The organism is Mobilicoccus sp. (genome assembly GCF_032060985.1).
In the GTDB taxonomy this organism is placed as follows: domain Bacteria; phylum Actinomycetota; class Actinomycetes; order Actinomycetales; family Dermatophilaceae; genus Mobilicoccus.
The window spans coordinates 20,181-37,684 of the sequence record NZ_DAMBGD010000016.1 but is presented as its reverse complement, the minus strand read 5'-3'; the positions used below and the strand labels follow the sequence as shown (position 1 = coordinate 37,684).

The 17,504-nt window shown below is 70.7% G+C and carries 14 protein-coding genes and 2 tRNA genes; 13 read left to right on the top strand and 3 right to left on the bottom strand.

Annotated features, from left to right (window positions below):
- Positions 1-31 precede the first annotated feature (31 nt).
- From recF to RT054_RS12385, 13 genes are all read left to right on the top strand, one after another.
- Positions 32-1,468, top strand: coding sequence for a DNA replication/repair protein RecF (gene recF / locus RT054_RS12445; protein WP_313023996.1), 1,437 nt, complete (start codon positions 32-34; stop codon positions 1,466-1,468).
- Positions 1,465-2,043, top strand: coding sequence for a DciA family protein (locus tag RT054_RS12440; protein WP_313023994.1), 579 nt, complete (start codon positions 1,465-1,467; stop codon positions 2,041-2,043). The genes recF and RT054_RS12440 overlap by 4 nt, the downstream gene beginning before the upstream one ends.
- Before the next feature lie 400 nt (positions 2,044-2,443).
- Complete coding sequence (gyrB, locus tag RT054_RS12435; RefSeq protein WP_313024124.1) at positions 2,444-4,576, top strand: DNA topoisomerase (ATP-hydrolyzing) subunit B; 2,133 nt, start codon at positions 2,444-2,446, stop codon at positions 4,574-4,576.
- A gap of 286 nt (positions 4,577-4,862) precedes the next feature.
- Positions 4,863-7,535, top strand: a complete 2,673-nt coding sequence (gyrA, locus tag RT054_RS12430; RefSeq protein ID WP_313024120.1) for a DNA gyrase subunit A — start codon at positions 4,863-4,865, stop codon at positions 7,533-7,535.
- A gap of 311 nt (positions 7,536-7,846) precedes the next feature.
- Positions 7,847-8,206 carry a DUF3566 domain-containing protein gene (locus RT054_RS12425; RefSeq protein ID WP_312721256.1) on the top strand — a complete coding sequence of 120 codons (360 nt, stop codon included), beginning with the start codon at positions 7,847-7,849 and terminating at the stop codon, positions 8,204-8,206.
- 157 nt (positions 8,207-8,363) lie between these two features.
- Positions 8,364-8,437, top strand: a tRNA-Ile gene (locus RT054_RS12420).
- Positions 8,438-8,682: 245 nt separating this feature from the next.
- Positions 8,683-8,868 (top strand): DLW-39 family protein, encoded by a 186-nt coding sequence (locus RT054_RS12415; RefSeq protein WP_312721258.1) that lies wholly within the window; start codon positions 8,683-8,685, stop codon positions 8,866-8,868.
- A 27-nt stretch (positions 8,869-8,895) separates the two neighbouring features.
- Positions 8,896-8,968, top strand: a tRNA-Ala gene (locus RT054_RS12410).
- Between the two features lie 330 nt (positions 8,969-9,298).
- Complete coding sequence (locus RT054_RS12405) at positions 9,299-10,060, top strand: alpha/beta hydrolase (protein WP_313023990.1); 762 nt, start codon at positions 9,299-9,301, stop codon at positions 10,058-10,060.
- Positions 10,061-10,063: 3 nt separating this feature from the next.
- Positions 10,064-10,504, top strand: coding sequence for a helix-turn-helix domain-containing protein (locus tag RT054_RS12400; RefSeq protein ID WP_313023987.1), 441 nt, complete (start codon positions 10,064-10,066; stop codon positions 10,502-10,504).
- Between the two features lie 195 nt (positions 10,505-10,699).
- Positions 10,700-11,617, top strand: coding sequence for a 4,5-DOPA dioxygenase extradiol (gene ygiD, locus RT054_RS12395; protein WP_313023984.1), 918 nt, complete (start codon positions 10,700-10,702; stop codon positions 11,615-11,617).
- Positions 11,618-11,829: 212 nt separating this feature from the next.
- Entirely contained in the window at positions 11,830-12,858 is a 1,029-nt protein-coding gene (locus RT054_RS12390) for a hypothetical protein (protein ID WP_313023981.1), read from the top strand.
- Between the two features lie 190 nt (positions 12,859-13,048).
- Positions 13,049-14,221 (top strand): NnrS family protein, encoded by a 1,173-nt coding sequence (locus RT054_RS12385; protein ID WP_313023979.1) that lies wholly within the window; start codon positions 13,049-13,051, stop codon positions 14,219-14,221.
- Here RT054_RS12385 and RT054_RS12380 read toward each other — a convergent pair.
- The 3 genes from RT054_RS12380 to RT054_RS12370 form a co-directional block, all read right to left on the bottom strand.
- Positions 14,193-15,092, bottom strand: a complete 900-nt coding sequence (locus RT054_RS12380) for an ATP-binding cassette domain-containing protein (RefSeq protein WP_313024117.1) — start codon at positions 15,090-15,092, stop codon at positions 14,193-14,195. The two genes, RT054_RS12385 and RT054_RS12380, sit on opposite strands and share 29 nt — an antisense overlap.
- Before the next feature lie 161 nt (positions 15,093-15,253).
- On the bottom strand, positions 15,254-16,411 hold the full coding sequence (locus RT054_RS12375) for an ABC transporter permease (RefSeq protein WP_312721302.1): 1,158 nt from the start codon (positions 16,409-16,411) through the stop codon (positions 15,254-15,256).
- Entirely contained in the window at positions 16,408-17,394 is a 987-nt protein-coding gene (locus tag RT054_RS12370; RefSeq protein WP_313023976.1) for a substrate-binding domain-containing protein, read from the bottom strand. The genes RT054_RS12375 and RT054_RS12370 overlap by 4 nt, the downstream gene beginning before the upstream one ends.
- Positions 17,395-17,504: the final 110 nt, after the last annotated feature.

The following is a 17,504-nucleotide window of genomic DNA, read 5'->3' as shown; positions in this document are numbered from 1 at the left end:
CGCGGGCTCGGTCCGCGGCGCCGGAGGATCCGTGTACCTGCGCCATCTCAGCCTCGGCGACTTTCGCAGCTACCCCACCGCGGAGGTGGCGCTGGAGCCGGGCGTGAGCACGCTCGTCGGCCTCAACGGCGTCGGCAAGACCAACCTCGTCGAGGCGGTCGGGTATCTCGCGTCCCTGTCCTCCCACCGGGTGGCCCAGGATGCTCCGCTCGTGCGGCACGGCGCGGAGCGGGCGATCGTGCGGGGCGCCGTCGTCCGAGACGGACGCGAGAGCCTCGTCGAGTTGGAGATCGTCCCCGGCCGGGCCAACCGGGCCCGCCTCAACCGCACGGCGATGCGCCCGCGGGAGGTCCTCGGCACCCTGCGGACCGTCCTGTTCGCGCCGGAGGACCTCGCCCTCGTCAAGGGGGACCCCTCCGATCGACGCCGGTTCCTCGACGGGTTGCTCGTCTCGCGGCAGCCCCGGTGGGCGGGGGTGTGCTCGGACTACGACAAGATCCTCAAGCAGCGCAACGCCCTGCTGCGGGCCGCTGCGCCCGGCCGCCGCGGGCGGCGACGCAGCGAGCCGGCCCCCACCCCCGAGACCCTCGACGTGTGGGACGACCACCTCGCTCTCGTCGGCGGCCAGTTGCTCTACGCCCGACTGCGGCTCGTGCGTGACCTCGCACCGCTGCTCACCGAGGCGTATCAGCAGGTCAGCGCGGCGGCCCACGAGGCGCGGCTCACGTACCGCTCGTCCCTGGACGAGGAGAGCGCCGCGGCGATCGAGGCCGGGGAGGTGTTCTCGCCCGAGGAGTGGCGCGATCGGATGCTCGGCACCATGCGCGAACGACGCGGCGCCGAACTCGATCGGGGCGTCAGTCTGGTCGGTCCGCACCGCGACGAGCTCGTCCTCTCGCTCGGTGAGCTCCCGGCCAAGGGCTACGCCTCCCACGGTGAGTCCTGGTCGTTCGCGCTCGGACTCAAGCTCGCCGCCTACCACCTGCTGCGACACGATCTCGGCGACGACCCCGTCCTCATCCTCGACGACGTCTTCGCCGAACTCGACGCCCGCCGCCGCACCCGCCTCGCCGAGCTCGTCGCGGACGGGGAGCAGGTCCTCATCACCGCCGCGGTCGAGGAGGACGTCCCCGACGCCCTCCGTGGTGTCCGGTTCGGGGTCCGTCCCGGCCACGTCGACCTCGGGTCGTCCGCCGAGCTCGCCGCCGGGGCGACCGACAACGACGCGCCCGACGCCGACGCGCCCGACGCCGACGCGCCCGACGACGACGCGCCCGACGAGGCGGTCGACCATGGCCGGGGGGACGACCCGTCGCCCATGACGGCCGAGGAGATCCCCCTGGCCGACGACGACCCGGCGCCCGGTACCGCGCGTGTTCCGGCCGACGATCTCGTGACCGAGCCCGAGCCCGAGGCCCAGCCCGAGGGCGCCGCCGTGCCCCCTGCCCGCGCCGAGGTCGCGCCATGACCGGAGGATCGCCCCGCGGCGGACCGGTCGACGACGACCCGTCGACCACCCCGCCGGTCGCCTCCGACCTCGACGACGACGTCCTCGCGCAGGCCGCGGCGAGTGCGCTGGCCCGGGCCCGCGAGGCCGCCCGGGCCAAGGGTCTGCGCCCCGGTTCACGTCCTGCGCCCCGACGTCGTCGGCGGACCGAGGCCGTCTTCACCGGTTCGGCCGACGATGCGCGGGATCCGCAGGCCCTCGGTGACCAGCTCGATCGGCTGCTGCTCGACCGCGGGTGGAAGGTCGACGTGGCGGCCGGGTCGGTGATGGGTCGGTGGGAGGTGATCGTCGGGCTCGACGTCGCGCGCCACTGCCGGCCGGTGACGTTCGAGGACGGCATCCTCACCGTGCGGGCCGACTCGACCGCGTGGGCGACGCAGCTGCGCCACATGGTGCCGACGATCCTCGGGCGGTGTGAGGCCGAGGCCGGTCCGGGCGTCGTCACCGAGGTGCGCATCACGGGCCCCGCCGCGCCGTCGTGGAGTCGGGGCCCCCGGCGTGCCCGCGGGCAGGGACCTCGCGACACCTACGGATGAGCGATCCGTTCCCGCGCGAGGCCGCGTCGGGGCGGGGTGAACGGGCACCCACCCGGGGCGCCGGCGGACGGCGGGGAGATCCCCGTCTCCTCTCACGCCCGCAGAGCCCTGGGACACCGGGATCACGTACCGGGTCACCGGGCCCTGGGCGTTCGCGCGTCTCGGCGGCGCCCTGGGGGCCTCCTGGGCGTGTCCACTCGCCGTTGACGGTAGACTGAACCGTCAATCCCAGACGTCGCGCCGCACGACCTCACACCTGCTCGACACTCCCACCGGTTCGCCCCCGGTCGGCAGGGTGGCGCGACCGCCATCGGCGACGAGGAGAAGCGTGTCGACACCCCCTTCGAACGAGGACGTCCCCGTGCCCGCCGACGGGGAGCCGCAGTCCACACCCGACGCGATCGACGCCCCCGTTCCTGGTGCCGACGACGCACCGGTCTACGACTCCAGCTCCATCCAGGTCCTCGAGGGCCTCGAAGCGGTGCGCAAGCGTCCGGGCATGTACATCGGGTCCACCGGCGAGCGCGGCCTGCACCACCTCGTGTGGGAGATCGTCGACAACTCCGTCGACGAGGCACTCGCCGGGTACGCCACGCACGTCGAGGTGACCCTCCTTGCCGACGGCGGCGTGCGGGTCAGCGACAACGGCCGCGGCATCCCGACGGGTCTCAACGAGCAGTACGGCATGAGCACCGTCGAACTCGTCCTCACCCAGCTCCACGCGGGCGGCAAGTTCGGCGGCGGCGGGTACAAGGTCTCCGGTGGGCTGCACGGCGTGGGATCCTCCGTGGTCAACGCCCTGTCGCAGCGACTCACGGCCGAGATCCGTCAGCTCGGCCACGCGTGGCGGATCGAGTTCGATCACGGTGAGGCGGTCGCGCCGCTGGAGCGCATGGAGCCCACGGAGGAGACCGGCACGACGATCACGTTCTGGGCCGACCCCGAGATCTTCGAGACCGTCGACTACGACTTCGAGACGATCCGCGCGCGCTTCCAGCAGATGGCGTTCCTCAACAAGGGCCTCACCATCGCCCTCACCGACGAGCGTCAGCAGGCCGTCGCGCACGCCGAGGACGAACTCGAGGACTCCGCCGAGGCCGATGCGGCGAAGGCCGTGGGGGACGCCCCGGCCACGGGTGCGGACACCGAGCGCGCCGACGCCGACGCCGCGGCCGCCGACGAGGCCCGTACCGGAGCGGTCGCGACCGACGAGACCGGCAAGGTCAAGGGCCGTCGGGTCGTCTACCGCTACGACGGCGGCCTCGTCGACTACGTCACCCACCTCAACGCGAGCAAGCGCAACGAGAAGGTGCACGAGGAGATCATCGACTTCGAGCTCGAGGACCCCAAGCGGGCGCTCTCCCTCGAGATCGCGATGCAGTGGACGACGGCGTACAGCGAGTCGGTCCACACGTACGCGAACACGATCAACACCCACGAGGGCGGCACGCACGAGGAGGGGTTCCGGGCAGCGCTCACGCGCCTCGTCAACGAGTTCGCGCGCAAGCAGAACCTCCTCAAGGACAAGGACGAGAACCTCACCGGCGACGACATCCGCGAGGGTCTCACCGCGGTCATCTCGGTCAAGCTCGGTGAGCCGCAGTTCGAGGGGCAGACGAAGACCAAGCTCGGCAACTCCGAGGTCAAGGGCTTCGTGCAGGGCGCCCTCACCGAGAAGCTCGGCGACTGGCTCGACGCCCACCCGGCCTCCGGCAAGGAGATCGTCCGCAAGGCGATCAACGCGGCCGCGGCGCGCATGGCGGCCCGCAAGGCCCGCGAGGCGACCCGCCGCAAGGGACTCATGGAGTCCGGTGGTCTGCCCGGCAAGCTGCGCGACTGCCAGTCCAAGGACCCGAGCGTCAGTGAGATCTACATCGTCGAGGGCGACTCGGCAGGCGGGTCGGCCAAGGACGGCCGCAACCCGTTCAACCAGGCGATCCTGCCCATCCGAGGCAAGATCCTCAACGTCGAGAAGGCCCGCATCGACAAGGTGCTCGCCAACCTCGAGGTGCAGGCGCTCATCAGCGGTTTCGGCACCGGCGTCGGCGAGGACTTCGACCTCGACAAGGCCCGGTACCACAAGATCATCCTCATGGCCGACGCCGACGTCGACGGCATGCACATCCGCACGTTGTTGCTCACGTTGCTGTTCCGGTTCATGCGGCCGCTCATCGAGGCCGGCTACGTCTACCTCGCCCAGCCCCCGCTCTACCGCATCAAGTGGAGCAACCACGAGCACGACTTCGTGTTCTCCGACCGGGAGCGCGACGAGAAGCTCGCCGCCGGCCGGGCGCAGGGGTGGCGGTTGCCGAAGGACAGCCCCGTCCAGCGGTACAAGGGTCTCGGCGAGATGAACGCCAACGAGCTGTGGGAGACGACGATGGATCCCGACCACCGCGTCCTGTTGCAGGTCACCCTCGACGACGCGGCGGCCGCCGACGAGATCTTCTCGGTGCTCATGGGTGAGGACGTCGCCTCGCGGCGGAGCTTCATCCAGCGGAATGCCCGCGATGTGAGGTTCCTGGACGCATGACGATGTGTGCGAGGAAACGAGCGGCAGCGAGGCCCGGAGCACCGAGGAATGCGTCCCGACCGACGCGTGGCATGACGACGTGTGCGAGGAAACGAGCGGCAGCGAGGCCCGGAGCACCGAGGAATGCGTCCCGACCGACGCGTGGCATGACGACGTGTGCGAGGAAACGAGCGGCAGCGAGGCCCGGAGCACCGAGGAATGCGTCCGGACTCACGCGCCGCGTGATTCTCACGGTCCAGCCCGTCCCTGATCACCTTTCCGACGAAGGACTTCTTTCGTGACCGACATGACCCCGATGACCGACCGGATCGAGCCGGTCGACCTCAACGCGGAGATGCAGCGCAGCTACATCGAGTACGCGATGAGCGTCATCGTGAGCCGGGCCCTGCCCGACGTGCGCGACGGACTCAAGCCGGTGCACCGGCGCATCGTCTACGCGATGTACGACGGCGGGTTCCGCCCCGACCGGGGGTACAACAAGTGCGCCCGCGTCGTCGGTGACGTCATGGCGCAGTACCACCCGCACGGTGACTCGGCGATCTACGACGCCCTCGTGCGGCTCGTGCAGCCGTGGGCGATGCGGTACCCGCTCATCGACGGCCAGGGCAACTTCGGCAACGCCGGCGACGACGGCGCGGCGGCGAGTCGGTACACCGAGTGCCGGATGATGCCGCTTGCGATGGAGATGGTGCGCGACATCCGCGAGGGCACCGTCGACATGAAGGACAACTACGACGGCAAGAACCAGGAGCCGGTCGTCCTGCCGTCGCGGTTCCCGAACCTGCTGGTCAACGGCTCGGCCGGGATCGCGGTGGGGATGGCGACGCAGATCCCGCCGCACAACCTGCGGGAGGTCGCGGAGGCGGCGCAGTGGTGCCTCGATCACCCCGACGCGACCCGGGAGGAGCGTCTCGAGGCGTGCCTGCGCCTCATCAAGGGCCCCGACTTCCCCACGGCCGGGCTCATCATGGGCCGTAAGGGGATCGAGGAGGCCTACCGCACCGGGCGCGGGTCGATCGTCATGCGCGCGCGGGTCGAGGTCGAGGAGATCCGCGGCCGCACCTGCCTCGTCGTCACCGAGCTGCCCTACCAGGTCAACCCCGACACCCTCGCGAAGAAGATCGCCGAGCTCGCGAAGGAGGGGCGCCTCGCCGGCATCGCCGACATCAACGACGAGACCTCCGGACGCACCGGCCAGCGACTCGTCATCGTGCTCAAGCGCGACGCGGTGGCCAAGGTCGTCCTCAACAACCTCTACAAGCACACGGCGTTGCAGACGAGCTTCGGCGCGAACATGATCGCCCTCGTCGACGACGTGCCGCGCACGCTGCCGATCAGCGCGTTCGTGCGGCACTGGGTCGACCACCAGGTCGAGGTCGTCTACCGGCGCACGGAGTTCCGCCTCGCGCGGGCCGAGCGCGAGATCCACGTGCTGCGTGGTCTGCTCAAGGCCCTCGACGCCCTCGACGAGGTCATCGCGCTCATCCGGCGCAGCCCCTCGGCCGAGCAGGCCCGCACCGGCCTCATGGACCTCCTCGGGGTCGACGAGATCCAGGCGACGGCGATCCTCGACATGCAGCTGCGGCGCCTCGCGGCGCTCGAGCGTCAGCGCATCATCGACGACCACGACGCCCTCGAGGCGCAGATCCTCGACTACCAGGACATCCTCGCCCGGCCCGAGCGGCAGCGGGCGATCGTCGGGGAGGAACTGGCCGACATCGTCGACCGCTACGGCGACGACCGCCGGACCGAGGTCGTGCCGTACGACGGCGAGGTCTCGATGGAGGACCTCATCCCCAAGGAGCCGGTCGTCGTGACGATCAGCCGCAGCGGGTACGCCAAGCGCACCCGCGTCGAGGAGTACCGCTCCCAGCGGCGCGGCGGCAAGGGTGTGCGCGGCGCGAGTCTGCGGGGCGACGACATCGTCGAGCAGTTCTTCGTCACGACGACGCACCACTGGTTGTTGTTCTTCACCAACCTCGGGCGCGTGTACCGGGCCAAGGGGTACGAGCTGCCCGAGGGCGGCCGCGACAGCCGGGGTCAGCACGTCGCGAACCTCATGGCGTTCCAGCCCGACGAACACATCGCGGGTGTCCTCGCCATCGAGGATTACGACGCGGCGCCCTACCTCGTCCTCGCGACCCGGAGCGGCCTCGTCAAGAAGACCCGCCTCGCTGACTTCGACTCCCCGCGCAGTGGTGGCCTCATCGCGATCAACCTCCGCGACGGCGACGAGCTCGTCGCCGCCCGCATCTGCGCGGCCGACGACGACCTGCTGCTCGTCTCGCGCAAGGGTCAATCGGCGCGCTTCCACGCGAGCGACGACATCCTGCGGCCGATGGGTCGCGCGACGAGTGGCGTCACCGGCATGAAGTTCCGCGACCGCGACGACCTGCTCGCGATGTGCCTCATCCGCGAGGGCCACGACCCCGACATCTTCGTCGTCTTCGAGAACGGCCTCGCCAAGCGCACCCCCGCCTCGGACTACCCCGTCAAGGGACGCGCGGGCCTCGGTGTGCGCGTCGCGGCGATGAGCGACCGCGGCGGCGACCTCGTCGGCGCGCTGGCCGTCGAGGAGAACGACGAGGTCATGGTCGTCATGGAGAAGGGCAAGGTCGTCCGTTCCCGCGTCGACGAGGTGCGCCGCACCGGGCGCAACACGATGGGCGTGCAGTTCGCCAAGCCCGACCGCGGCGACGCCATCGTCAAGGTCGCGCGCAACCCCGAACCCGCCGACGACGACGAGATCGACCCCGACATGGACCCCGAGTCCGTGCCCGCGATCTCCGACGCGACCGACGGCGCGCCCAAGGAGGGCACCGACGAGGGCGTCTCCACCAGCATGAACACCGACATCGACGACAGCGTCGCGGAGGATGACGCGGTCGCCGATGAAGTACCGTCGTCAACGGAGGGTCTCGGCGATCGGGACGGTTCGAGCGAGGAGGGTCATCAGTGAGCACCTCAGGAGGTCGACCCTCGGGGTCGGGGACGTCTCGCCCGTCGTCCGCGGGGCAGACGTCGGCACGCACCCGACCCGCCACGGCAGGCTCCGCCTCGTCGAGCACGTCCTCCCGCGGGACCGGCGGCGCGACGGGTGGCAGCGGGACGGGCGCCACGAGCGGGGTGACCTCGTCGGGGACGCCGAGGTCGACGTCCCCCTCGACGACCGCCGGGACCGCGGCCGCAGGCTCCGGGACCGCCACGGCGACGCAGACGCGTCCCGCGCCGCGTCCGAGTCCGACGTCCCGGGGCGACGAACCGCGCAAGGTGCGGCTCACCCTCTCCCGGCTGGACCCGTTCTCCGTCATGAAGATCTCGTTCATGCTGTCGGTGGCGATCGCCATCGCCGGTGTGGTGGTCACCGCGGCGCTGTGGATGATGCTGCAGGGCATGGGTGTGTTCTCCACGATCAACACGACCCTCAACGAACTCGCCCAGTCGGCCAACCAGGGCAGTTCGATCAACGTCCTCGAGATCCTCAGCTTCGGTCGGGTGCTCTCGCTCGCCATCGCGCTCGGCGTCGCCAACGTCATCCTCATGACGGCGATCGCGACGCTCACCGCGGTGATCTACAACATCTGCGCGGCGCTCGTCGGCGGGTTCTCCTCGACGTTCACCGACATCTGACGGGCATCTGACGGGCATCGACGTGCCGGTGGCGCGAGGCGGCACCGGGCGTCGGCGCCGCCTCCCGGCGGCCGGTGGTGGCCGTTTTGGCGGTGCTCCGCAGGTGCGCTAATGTGGGGAAGCCGCCGCGGCAGTGACGTCGACGGCGACACCCAGCGGGCCTATAGCTCAGACGGTTAGAGCGCTTCCCTGATAAGGAAGAGGCCACAGGTTCAAGTCCTGTTAGGCCCACCGCACCGAGGCCGGTTCTCCTCCCGAGAGCCGGCCTTCTGCATGGCGTGACGTCGGCGGGGGCTGCGTCCGGAACAACGATGCACACCGGCTCGCCCCCTGGCTCGGGCGCCCGCCACTGCGAATCGCCCGACGTCGGCGGCTGGTTCGGGCAGGGGGCTCGGGCCGGTATCATCGAGAGGTCGTCTCCGGTCGTCACCGGGGCGAGTTCGGATCGAGAACGTCTCATCGAAGGGGGTGCAGGCATGAAGCGGATCGTGGCGCTCGTCGTCGCCGCCGCAGGCGCGGCCGTCGTCGGGCAACGGTGGCAGGCGCGCCAGGCCGAGCAGGCCCTGTGGGCCGAACTCACCGACCCCGCTCCGCGCTCCCAGGCCGATCAGGGGCCGACGCGGATCGAGGAGAACGACAGCACGTCCGTCGTCACGAGTTGACGACACCCCGTGGGCCTCGCCCACGACGGGGCCATGGCGCAATTGGTAGCGCACCTGCTTTGCAAGCAGGGGGTTAGGGGTTCGAGTCCCCTTGGCTCCACCCACGTTGCCTGACGGGATACCGCGACATCGAAAGATGTGGGGCGCCGAGGCAGTCCAGCGGATCGGTAGACCCGCGCGACGGAGTAGGAGCGGCACGAGGCCGCCGACCGAGCATGGGCCGAGCGCCAACGACAGCTCGACCCACCGCGCACTCGAACGTCGGATGGCAGGCCCTTACCGCTGCTGGCCTTCCCGTGGGTTGGTGGTGACGCTGTTGTCCCTCTGGGCCGGATCGCCCGCAGTGACCCCTCACTGACTGGTTGTGTTTCCAGACTGGTGTCGATACCGTGGACACTGATCTGAAAAACAGATCAGTGTGGAGGCAGGCATGCACACCGCTACCGTGAAAACGATCCTGGTTCCGGGCGCATGGATGGGGGCCTGGATTTGGGAGCCCACCGCCAAGAACCTGACGAAACTCGACATCGACGCCGAGGCCGTGACGCTTCGGGGGCTCGAGCCCGCACAATCCGACAGCACTGTGTCAGCGGTGCGACTCGCCGACCATGTCCGGCAACTCGTCGAGCACGTCTCATCCCTGGCGCCGCGGCCTGTCGTGCTGGTGTCGCACTCCTACTCGACCCTGCCGACCGCCCTGGCCGCTGACCGACTGGGAGGGCAGGTCCGAGGGCTCATCCATATCGGCGGGTTCCCGCCGATCGATGGCCGCTCGTTGCTCGACGATTGGGGAGATTCCAGCGAGGACCGGGCGCAGGAAAGGGCAGACGTCACCGCTGCCGGTAACCTCTGGTTGCCGCCAGAGCGTCAGATGCTCGATTTCGAGTCAGACCTCACCCCCGCAGATCGGGACTTCCTGGCGGAGCGGTTCACGCCGCATCCCGGCCGAACGATCACTGACCCGGTAAGACTCGCCTCACCGGTGGGCGAGCAGCCAAGCACCTACGTAGCCCTCTCATTGCACGGTGGAGAGGAAGAAGCATGGGAACAGGCACCCCAGGTGGCCAAGGACGCGTCGAACTGGCGGCGGAAGCACCTGAAGAGCGGACACTGGCCCATGACCTCCGCGCCCGAGGCGACGACCGACCTCATCGCCGAAGAGATCACCTTCTACAGCGGCGAGGGCGACTGAGCTGTGGCCGCACGTGACAGGTCGGGGTGCCCGATCAACCTCGCGATCGAGCTTTTCGGTGATCGCTGGACGCTCCTGATCCTCCGCGACATGATCTTCGCCGACAGGAGACATTTCCGTGAACTCCTCCGTGGCTCCGATGAGAAGATCACCACGAGTATCCTGGCCGACCGTCTCGAACGTCTCCTGGCGACGGGCATCATCACCCGCACGGACGACCCGAGCCACAAGCAGAAGGCGATCTACAGCCTCACCGACAAGGGCATCGACCTCGTGCCAGTGCTCGTCACCGTTGGCATCTGGGGCTCACAGTACTGCGACGCGGACCCGGAGAAGAGCGAAGCAGCACGGGCACTGCGCTACCAACCCCCGGAGTCCTGGGTGAGGCTCATGGACGCGCTCCGAGCGCAACACAGCGCGCCGTCCGGTAGTGCCACGTCGTGACGGTCTCCGCCAGAGTGTTCGCGCCGACCCTCGCCCGAACAAGTACCACCCGTGACTCGCGGGCGGACGCCGTGGCCCCGAGGCGGGGCGTGTCGTTCGACACCTCAACGAAGTAGGCTCTGCCACCGACGTACCGACATGAGCGCGTGGAGCACGGTCCGAGCGCCATGGCGGTCAGTCCGTGGGAGGGCAGCCATGACGACACCGACCGGAGCCGACCGGCCGTCCGAGGCGAGCGGGCGAACCGCCGCCCCCGGCGGCCTGATGCCGGCGGCGTTCGTCGGCCACGGCAACCCGATGAACGCCGTCTCGGAGAACCGCTACACGGCGGCGTGGCGTGCCTTCGGGGCGTCGGTGCCGCGGCCCCGGGCGATCCTCGTGGTGAGTGCCCACTGGTACATCAACGCGACGGCGGTGACGGCCATGCCGAGGCCACGCACCATCCACGACTTCTACGGTTTCCCGCCGGAGCTGTTCGACGTCGAGTACCCCGCGCCCGGGATGCCCGAGCTCGCCGCCGAGATCAGCGATGTCGTCGCGCCCACCTGGGTGGGGGCCGACGTGGACAGTTGGGGGATCGACCACGGGACCTGGTCGGTCCTCGTGCACGCGTTCCCCGACGCGTCGATCCCGGTGGTCCAGCTGAGCATCAACGCGGACAAGCCCCTGGACTACCACCTCGACCTCGGTGCCAGGCTTCACGAGCTGCGCCGTCGTGGCGTGCTGATCCTCACGAGCGGCAACGTCGTCCACAACCTCGCGGGGATGGACTGGCGGCTCACGGACGGCGGCTACGACTGGGCGCAACGGTTCGACGAGGCGGCGAGGGAACGGATGCTCACGGATCCGTCAGGCTTCGCCTCCCTCGACGCGCACGCCGACTACCGGCGAGCCGTCCCGACCCCCGACCACTTCATCCCTGCCCTGTACCTGGCCGGCCTGGCCGGTGCGGCCGGTCGGGACAGCGAGACCCGTGTGCTCGTCGACGGGTACACCTACGGATCGCTGTCCATGACCGCCTACACCCTCGGGGCGGACTGTCCCGGGAACTCGGCGGCGGGAGGGCCACCGGTGACCCCCGAGGGCGTCCCTCCCGATGGATCGAACATCTGAGGGACCGGCCGTCCGCCCGCGGGCGTCAGCTCCCGGACGTCGTCAGGCGCCCTGAGTCCCCGACCCTCACGCTCACGGCGGGGCCGCGCGTCCACCGAGCCGCGGGTGCGGTTCAGCGACAGGGGGTTCGGCGCTCGGCGTCACCCGATCGCGATCCGATGGTGACCGGCACGTGTCTCGACGCCGCTCGGTGCCGGGACGAGGATGACGGCATGACTCGTCACGTCCGGGGGGATTCCCGACGGGTTGCCGCCGCCGCTCTCGTGGCCGCCGCGACGCCCCTTGCCATAATCGTTCCGTCCGCGTCGGCCACCGCGTCGACGACGACATCCGCTGCCGCGTCGACGACCTCCGCGACCGCCGCCGTGCCGGTCTCCCGCCAGTACGTCGCCGTGTCGCGCAGCGGCTCGACCTTCCGGCTCCAGCTCGTCGACCGCAGGTCGGGTGCGGTCCTCCGCACGCTGTCCTCCGCGAAGGCGGTGGCCGGGGAGTCGCCGTTCCTCGACGCCGACCTCGCCGCCGACGGCAGCGTGTACGCCGTCGTGGCCTCCCCGCGTCGACCGCAGGTGGGGTTCGGGTCGCCGCTCGTGCGCTATCGCGCCGGCCGCGCCACCACCCTCGCTCAGTACGTGACCAGCGTCGAGGCCTCGCCCGACGGTCGAACTCTCGCCGTCACGGTCGACTCGCCCGACGGAGACGGCGACGGCAAGGGACTCGAGGCGCTGCGGCTGCTCTCGACGAGCGGCCGGGTCGTGCGCACCCTCGACTCCTTCGCGTTCCCGGTGGACAAGAAGACCGGTACCCCGCTGTACGAGACCGGTGGCCGCCAGGTCCAGGGCTGGGTCGGGTCGTCGATGATCGCCCTGCGCACGGGCTGCTGCTCCGAGAGCGACCTGCACCTCGTCCGCGCCGACAGGGCGACGCGACCGACGACGTGGCCCACGTTCGAGGGACAGGACGAGGCGATGGCCATCGGCACCCGCGGGTCCTCGGCCCTCGTCGTCCGCCCGGCCTACAAGGAGTACGCCCCCAACAGCTACGTCCGGGCCGGACTCGAGGTGGCCTGGCTCAACACCAAACGACCCAAGGGGCAGATCGTCCAGCGCCTCACCGGGCAGAACCTCGAGGTCACGACGTCGGCCGCCACCCTCAACCGGCGACACGGGGCGACCCCGCTCTACACCGCACCCGGAACCCTCCCGTACAAGGGGTCCGGCAGAGTCATCCTCTCCGCCCTCTGAGCCTGCGCGCGCAGCTCCCGTCGTCGGCTCCCACGGGGCGCCCCTCCGCCGGGGCGCCCCGTCGGGTCACCCGGGCCGCAGACGTCCGCTCCTGATCGTCCTCGGCGACGATGGTCCCGCTCCGGCGCGTGCCGGACGGGGACGTGGCGCGGGGACACTACCGTGCGGGAGGGAGTGAGGAGGTGGCCCGGTGGGAAGCACGGCGAACACGTGGCCGGCGACGGGACCCTGGGCGGCGTCGTACCGCGTGATGTTCGCGGTGCTCGCCGTGTGGGCGGCGATCGTCGTCCCCGCCTGGTACCTGTTCGGTCTCGCGGGCGCCTCGCCCGGGTGGCACGTGCACGAGATGGTGTTCGGCATCGGTGGGGGCGCGCTCGCCGGCTACCTTCCCACCGCCTGCACGAGTTGGACCGGGCGGGCGCCGGTGTCCGGGCGACCGGTCGTCGTCCTCGTCGCCCTGTGGATCCTCGCGCGGGCGCTCATGGTCGTCCCCGTGGGGACGGTGCCGCCCTGGCTGCTCGCCCCCGGCGTGGGTGCCGTGTTCTGGTGGATCGCGTTCCTCACCGCCCGGGAGATGCACCTGTCCGGTCGCGGACGCGCCGAGGTCGGCGGCTACCCCCCGTCTCTCGTCGTGTTCTGCCTGGTCGCAGGCGTCGCGTCGGGCTGGTTCGCCGTCGCGCTCACGACGCAGCAGCCGTTCGCGACCCTCTCGGACGGCGTCGTCCTCCTGTTCACGATGCTCCTCACCGGCGTCGGCGGCCGCATGGTGCCCGCGTTCCTCAACACCGCCGCCGACCGCGCCGGCCTGCCTCAGACGCCCGTGCACGCCCGGTGGCGGCGGGTCGTCTTCGTCCTCATCGGCGTCGCGATCGTCGCCGCCCCGTGGCGGGAGGTCTCGGCGCTCGCGGGTCTGGCCGCGGCGGCCGTCCTCGTCGCGCACATGGCGCGGTGGCCGTGGCGGGCGGTGCGTCTCGACGCGCTCGCGACGATGACGCTGTTCGCCTACGCGTGGATCCCCGTCGGACTCGTCTGCTGGGGCGCGGCACGCCTCGGCTGGGTGGACATCTCGACCCCGACGGTGTCGCACACCCTCACCATCGGGGCCCTCTCCGGACTCGTCATCGCGGTCGCCTCACGGGCACCGGCGCGGCGCGGCCGGGGCCGTCTGCACGTGCGTCCGGCCGCGCTCGCGGGGTTCGTCGCGGTGATGCTCAGCGCCGCCCTGCGCCTCGTCGACCTCACGGTCGCCTCGTCGTGGTGCTGGTCGCTGGGGTGGGCCCTGTTCCTCGTGGGACACCTGCCGGCGTTCTCCGACCCGATGCCCCGCCCCATCTTCAGCGCCCGGCGGCTGCCTCACGCGTGACCTCGGAATCGGGAGCCACGCCCGCCTGGGCTTCCCTCCCGGTGGTGTCCCCTCCGGCCGTGTCGGATTCGGTAGCCACAGGATCGGCTACGACGGATCCGGCGTCAGGGGCGCCGGGCGACCCGGCGCGGGCGAGTTCGTGCGAGAGAGCCTCCAGCTCCCGACCCCCGGCCATCTCGGCGGTGAGGCGGTCGATGCCGATCTCGTCGCGGCGGGCGTCGAGCGCGACCTCGCCGAGCTTGAGGACGACGAAGTGATCCCCCACGAGGTAGGCGTGGTGGGGGTTGTGGGTGATGAACACGACGCCGAGTCCGGCGTCGCGCGCCGCCGCGACGTACCGCAGCACGACCCCGGACTGGGTCACCCCGAGGGCCGCGGTGGGCTCGTCGAGGATGATGACCTTGGCACCGAAGTAGATCGCCCGTGCGATCGCGATGCACTGCTTCTGCCCGCCCGACAGCGCCCCGACGGGGCGGTCGAGGTCGGCGATCGGGATGCCGATCTTGTCGAGCTCCTCCCCGCAGATGCGCTTCATCGCGTCGACGTCGAGACGTCCGAACGGGGCGCGGGTGATCTCGTTGCCGAGGAAGAAGTTGCGCCACACGCTCATGAGCGGCGCGAGCGCGAGGTCCTGGTAGACGGTCGCGATGCCGCGGGCGAGTGCCTCGCGGGGCGAGCCGAAATGCCGGGCGTCTCCCTCGAGGAGCATCTCGCCGGTGTCGTGCTCGTGGAGCCCGGCCATGATCTTGATGAGCGTGGACTTGCCGGCGCCGTTGTCGCCGAGCACGCACGTCACCTCACCACGACGCACGGTCATGTCGATGTCGCGCAGCGCCGAGATGCGGCCGTAGCTCTTGCCGACGCCCCGCATCCGGAGGACGGGGGTCTCGTCGCCGGTCCCGCCTCTCGGCGCACCGGCCGACCCCGTCGAGGTCTGGGCCGTGGACGAGGTCACCGGCGCGGACGGTGACGGCGACAGGGATGACGAGGACGAGGACGGCGAGGATGCGGGTGCCGGCGGGGTCGCGGCGGTCATCGGGACTCCCCCCTCTTCTTGACGGCGAGGTTGACGAGGCAGGCGAGCAGGAGCATCACGCCGAGGAAGGTGTAGAACCAGTCGGGGTTCCAGCCCGCATAGGTGATGCCGAGCTGGGTCATCCCGAACACGAGCGCGCCGAGGGCGGCGCCGACCACCGAGCCGTACCCGCCGGTGAGCAGGCATCCACCGACGACCGCGGCGATGATGAAGATGAACTCCTTGCCCACGCCCTCTCCGGACTGCACGACCTGGTACTCGAACAGCAGGTGCATGCCGAGCATCCAGGCGCAGAACCCGACGAAGGTGAACAGGCCGATGCGGACGGCCGTCACCGGGACCCCGGAGGCGCGGGCCGCGTCGGCGTCGCCGCCGACGGCGAGAATCCAGTTGCCGACGGAGGTCCGCAGCAGCACGTACGCGGCGAGCCCGGTGAGCACGAGCCAGAAGACGACGATCATCTTCACCTCGACGACCCCGAGACGCAGGGTCGTCGCGAAGACCGCCCTGGCCGAGTCCCAGCCGTCCATGTCGGTGACCGAGGGTGAGGCGACGTTGCCGGTGACCGCGCGGGTCACCCCGAGGTTGATCCCGCGCAGCACGAAGAACGTGCCGAGGGTGACGAGGAAGCTCGGCAGCCCGGTGCGCACGAACAGCCACCCGTTGAACGCGCCGATGAGCAGCGAGATCACGAGGGCGACCACGACCCCGACCCACACGTTGAGACCGAAGTTCCACGCGACGAGCGCGGCGGTGAGCCCGGAGGTCGTCGAGGCCACGCCGGTCGAGAGGTCGAACTCGCCGCCGATCATGAGCAGGGAGACGCCGACGGCCATGATCCCGATGACCGCCGAACCGTAGAGGATCGTGCCGACGTTGGCGAGGTTGCGGAACGCGGGGGCGACGGCGAGGAACAACGTGGCGACGACGAGGGCCCCGACGAGCGCCCCGATCTCGGGACGCGCGAACAGGCGCGCGAACGGCGAGCGTCGGGTGCGGTCGACGCGCCCGTCGACCGGACGGGTGCGGCCCGGTGTGCCCGAGGCGCCCCGGGCCCCGTCACCGACCGAGCCCACCACGTCGGCGGCCCCGCCCGCGCCGAGGCGGGCCGAGGACGAGCCGGCCCTGCGGGCCAGGGGATGCGCCGTGCTCATCGCTTGCCGGCGGCGGCGAACTCGGCCACCTTGTCGACGTTCGCGGCGTCGACGAACGCGGGGCCGGTGAGGACGGGACGTCCGCCGCCGACGACGTTGCCGTTCGTCTTGGTGAGGTAGAGGGACTCGACGGAGAGGTAACCCTGCAGGTAGGGCTGCTGATCGACGGCCCACTCGACCTTGCCGGCCTTGATCTGGTCGACGAGTTCCTTGTTGAGGTCGAAGGTGACGAGCTTGGCCTTGCTCCCCGAGGTCTGGATGGAGGAGATCGCCGTCATCGCGAACGGCGCGCCGAGGGTGATGACGTGGGAGATGCCCGTGTCCTGCTGCAGTTTGGCGGTGATCTTGGACTGCACGTCGCCCATGTCGGCGCCGTTGACGTAGAGCTTCTCGGTGCCGGGGAACCCGGCCGACACGCCGTCACAGCGCGCCTCGTGCCCGACGTTCCCCTGCTCATGGATGACGCACAAGACCTTCGATGCGCCCTCGCTCTTCAGGCGACCACCGGCCTCCTGACCGGCGATCTTCTCGTCCTGGCCGAAGAAGGCGAGCGCCCCGAGGCTCCGCCACTGCTGGTCACCCGCGTTGAGCGCGACGACCGGGACCCCCGCGGCCACGGCGGCCTTGACGTTGGCGCTCATCGCCTCGGGCTTGGCGAGGGAGACGGCGATGCCGTCGACCTTCTTGTCCACCGCCTGCTTGACGAGGTTCGCCTGGCCCGCGCCGTCGGGGTCGCTGCTGTACTGCAGCTCGACGCCGTCGTTGCGCGCCGCGTCCTCCGCACCCTTCTTGACGATGTCCCAGTACGTGTCGCCGGGGGCGCCGTGGGTGATGAAGGCGACGGTCATCGTCGTCGGCTTCTCCGCGTTCGGGGCGGCGGAGGCCTCCGCCGCAGGCCGCCCGCCGCCGGAGGAGCAGGCCGTGAGCGTGACGAGGCAGGTGGCGAGAGCGGCCGTGGCGGAGAGGGTGTGGCGGCGCGTCATGGGGGTGGACCTTTCGGGGGTAGAGCCGGGGGAGGGTGCCGGGGGCGTCCGCGGGTGCGACGGCGGGGCGATCTGACAAACGGTGACTTTGTCACCATCCGGGACGAGCG

What these genes read in the sequence shown, in the direction of transcription:
- RT054_RS12415 (WP_312721258.1), top strand. Translation starts at nt 8,683, where the DNA reads ATGAAGCGGATCGTGGCGCTCGTCGTCGCCGCCGCAGGCGCGGCCGTC.
- gyrA (WP_313024120.1), top strand. Translation starts at nt 4,863, where the DNA reads ATGACCCCGATGACCGACCGGATCGAGCCGGTCGACCTCAACGCGGAG.
- RT054_RS12380 (WP_313024117.1), bottom strand. Translation starts at nt 15,092, where the DNA reads ATGCGGGGCGTCGGCAAGAGCTACGGCCGCATCTCGGCGCTGCGCGAC.
- RT054_RS12375 (WP_312721302.1), bottom strand. Translation starts at nt 16,411, where the DNA reads ATGAGCACGGCGCATCCCCTGGCCCGCAGGGCCGGCTCGTCCTCGGCC.
- RT054_RS12390 (WP_313023981.1), top strand. Translation starts at nt 11,830, where the DNA reads ATGACTCGTCACGTCCGGGGGGATTCCCGACGGGTTGCCGCCGCCGCT.
- RT054_RS12405 (WP_313023990.1), top strand. Translation starts at nt 9,299, where the DNA reads ATGCACACCGCTACCGTGAAAACGATCCTGGTTCCGGGCGCATGGATG.
- ygiD (WP_313023984.1), top strand. Translation starts at nt 10,700, where the DNA reads ATGACGACACCGACCGGAGCCGACCGGCCGTCCGAGGCGAGCGGGCGA.
- RT054_RS12370 (WP_313023976.1), bottom strand. Translation starts at nt 17,394, where the DNA reads ATGACGCGCCGCCACACCCTCTCCGCCACGGCCGCTCTCGCCACCTGC.
- RT054_RS12440 (WP_313023994.1), top strand. Translation starts at nt 1,465, where the DNA reads ATGACCGGAGGATCGCCCCGCGGCGGACCGGTCGACGACGACCCGTCG.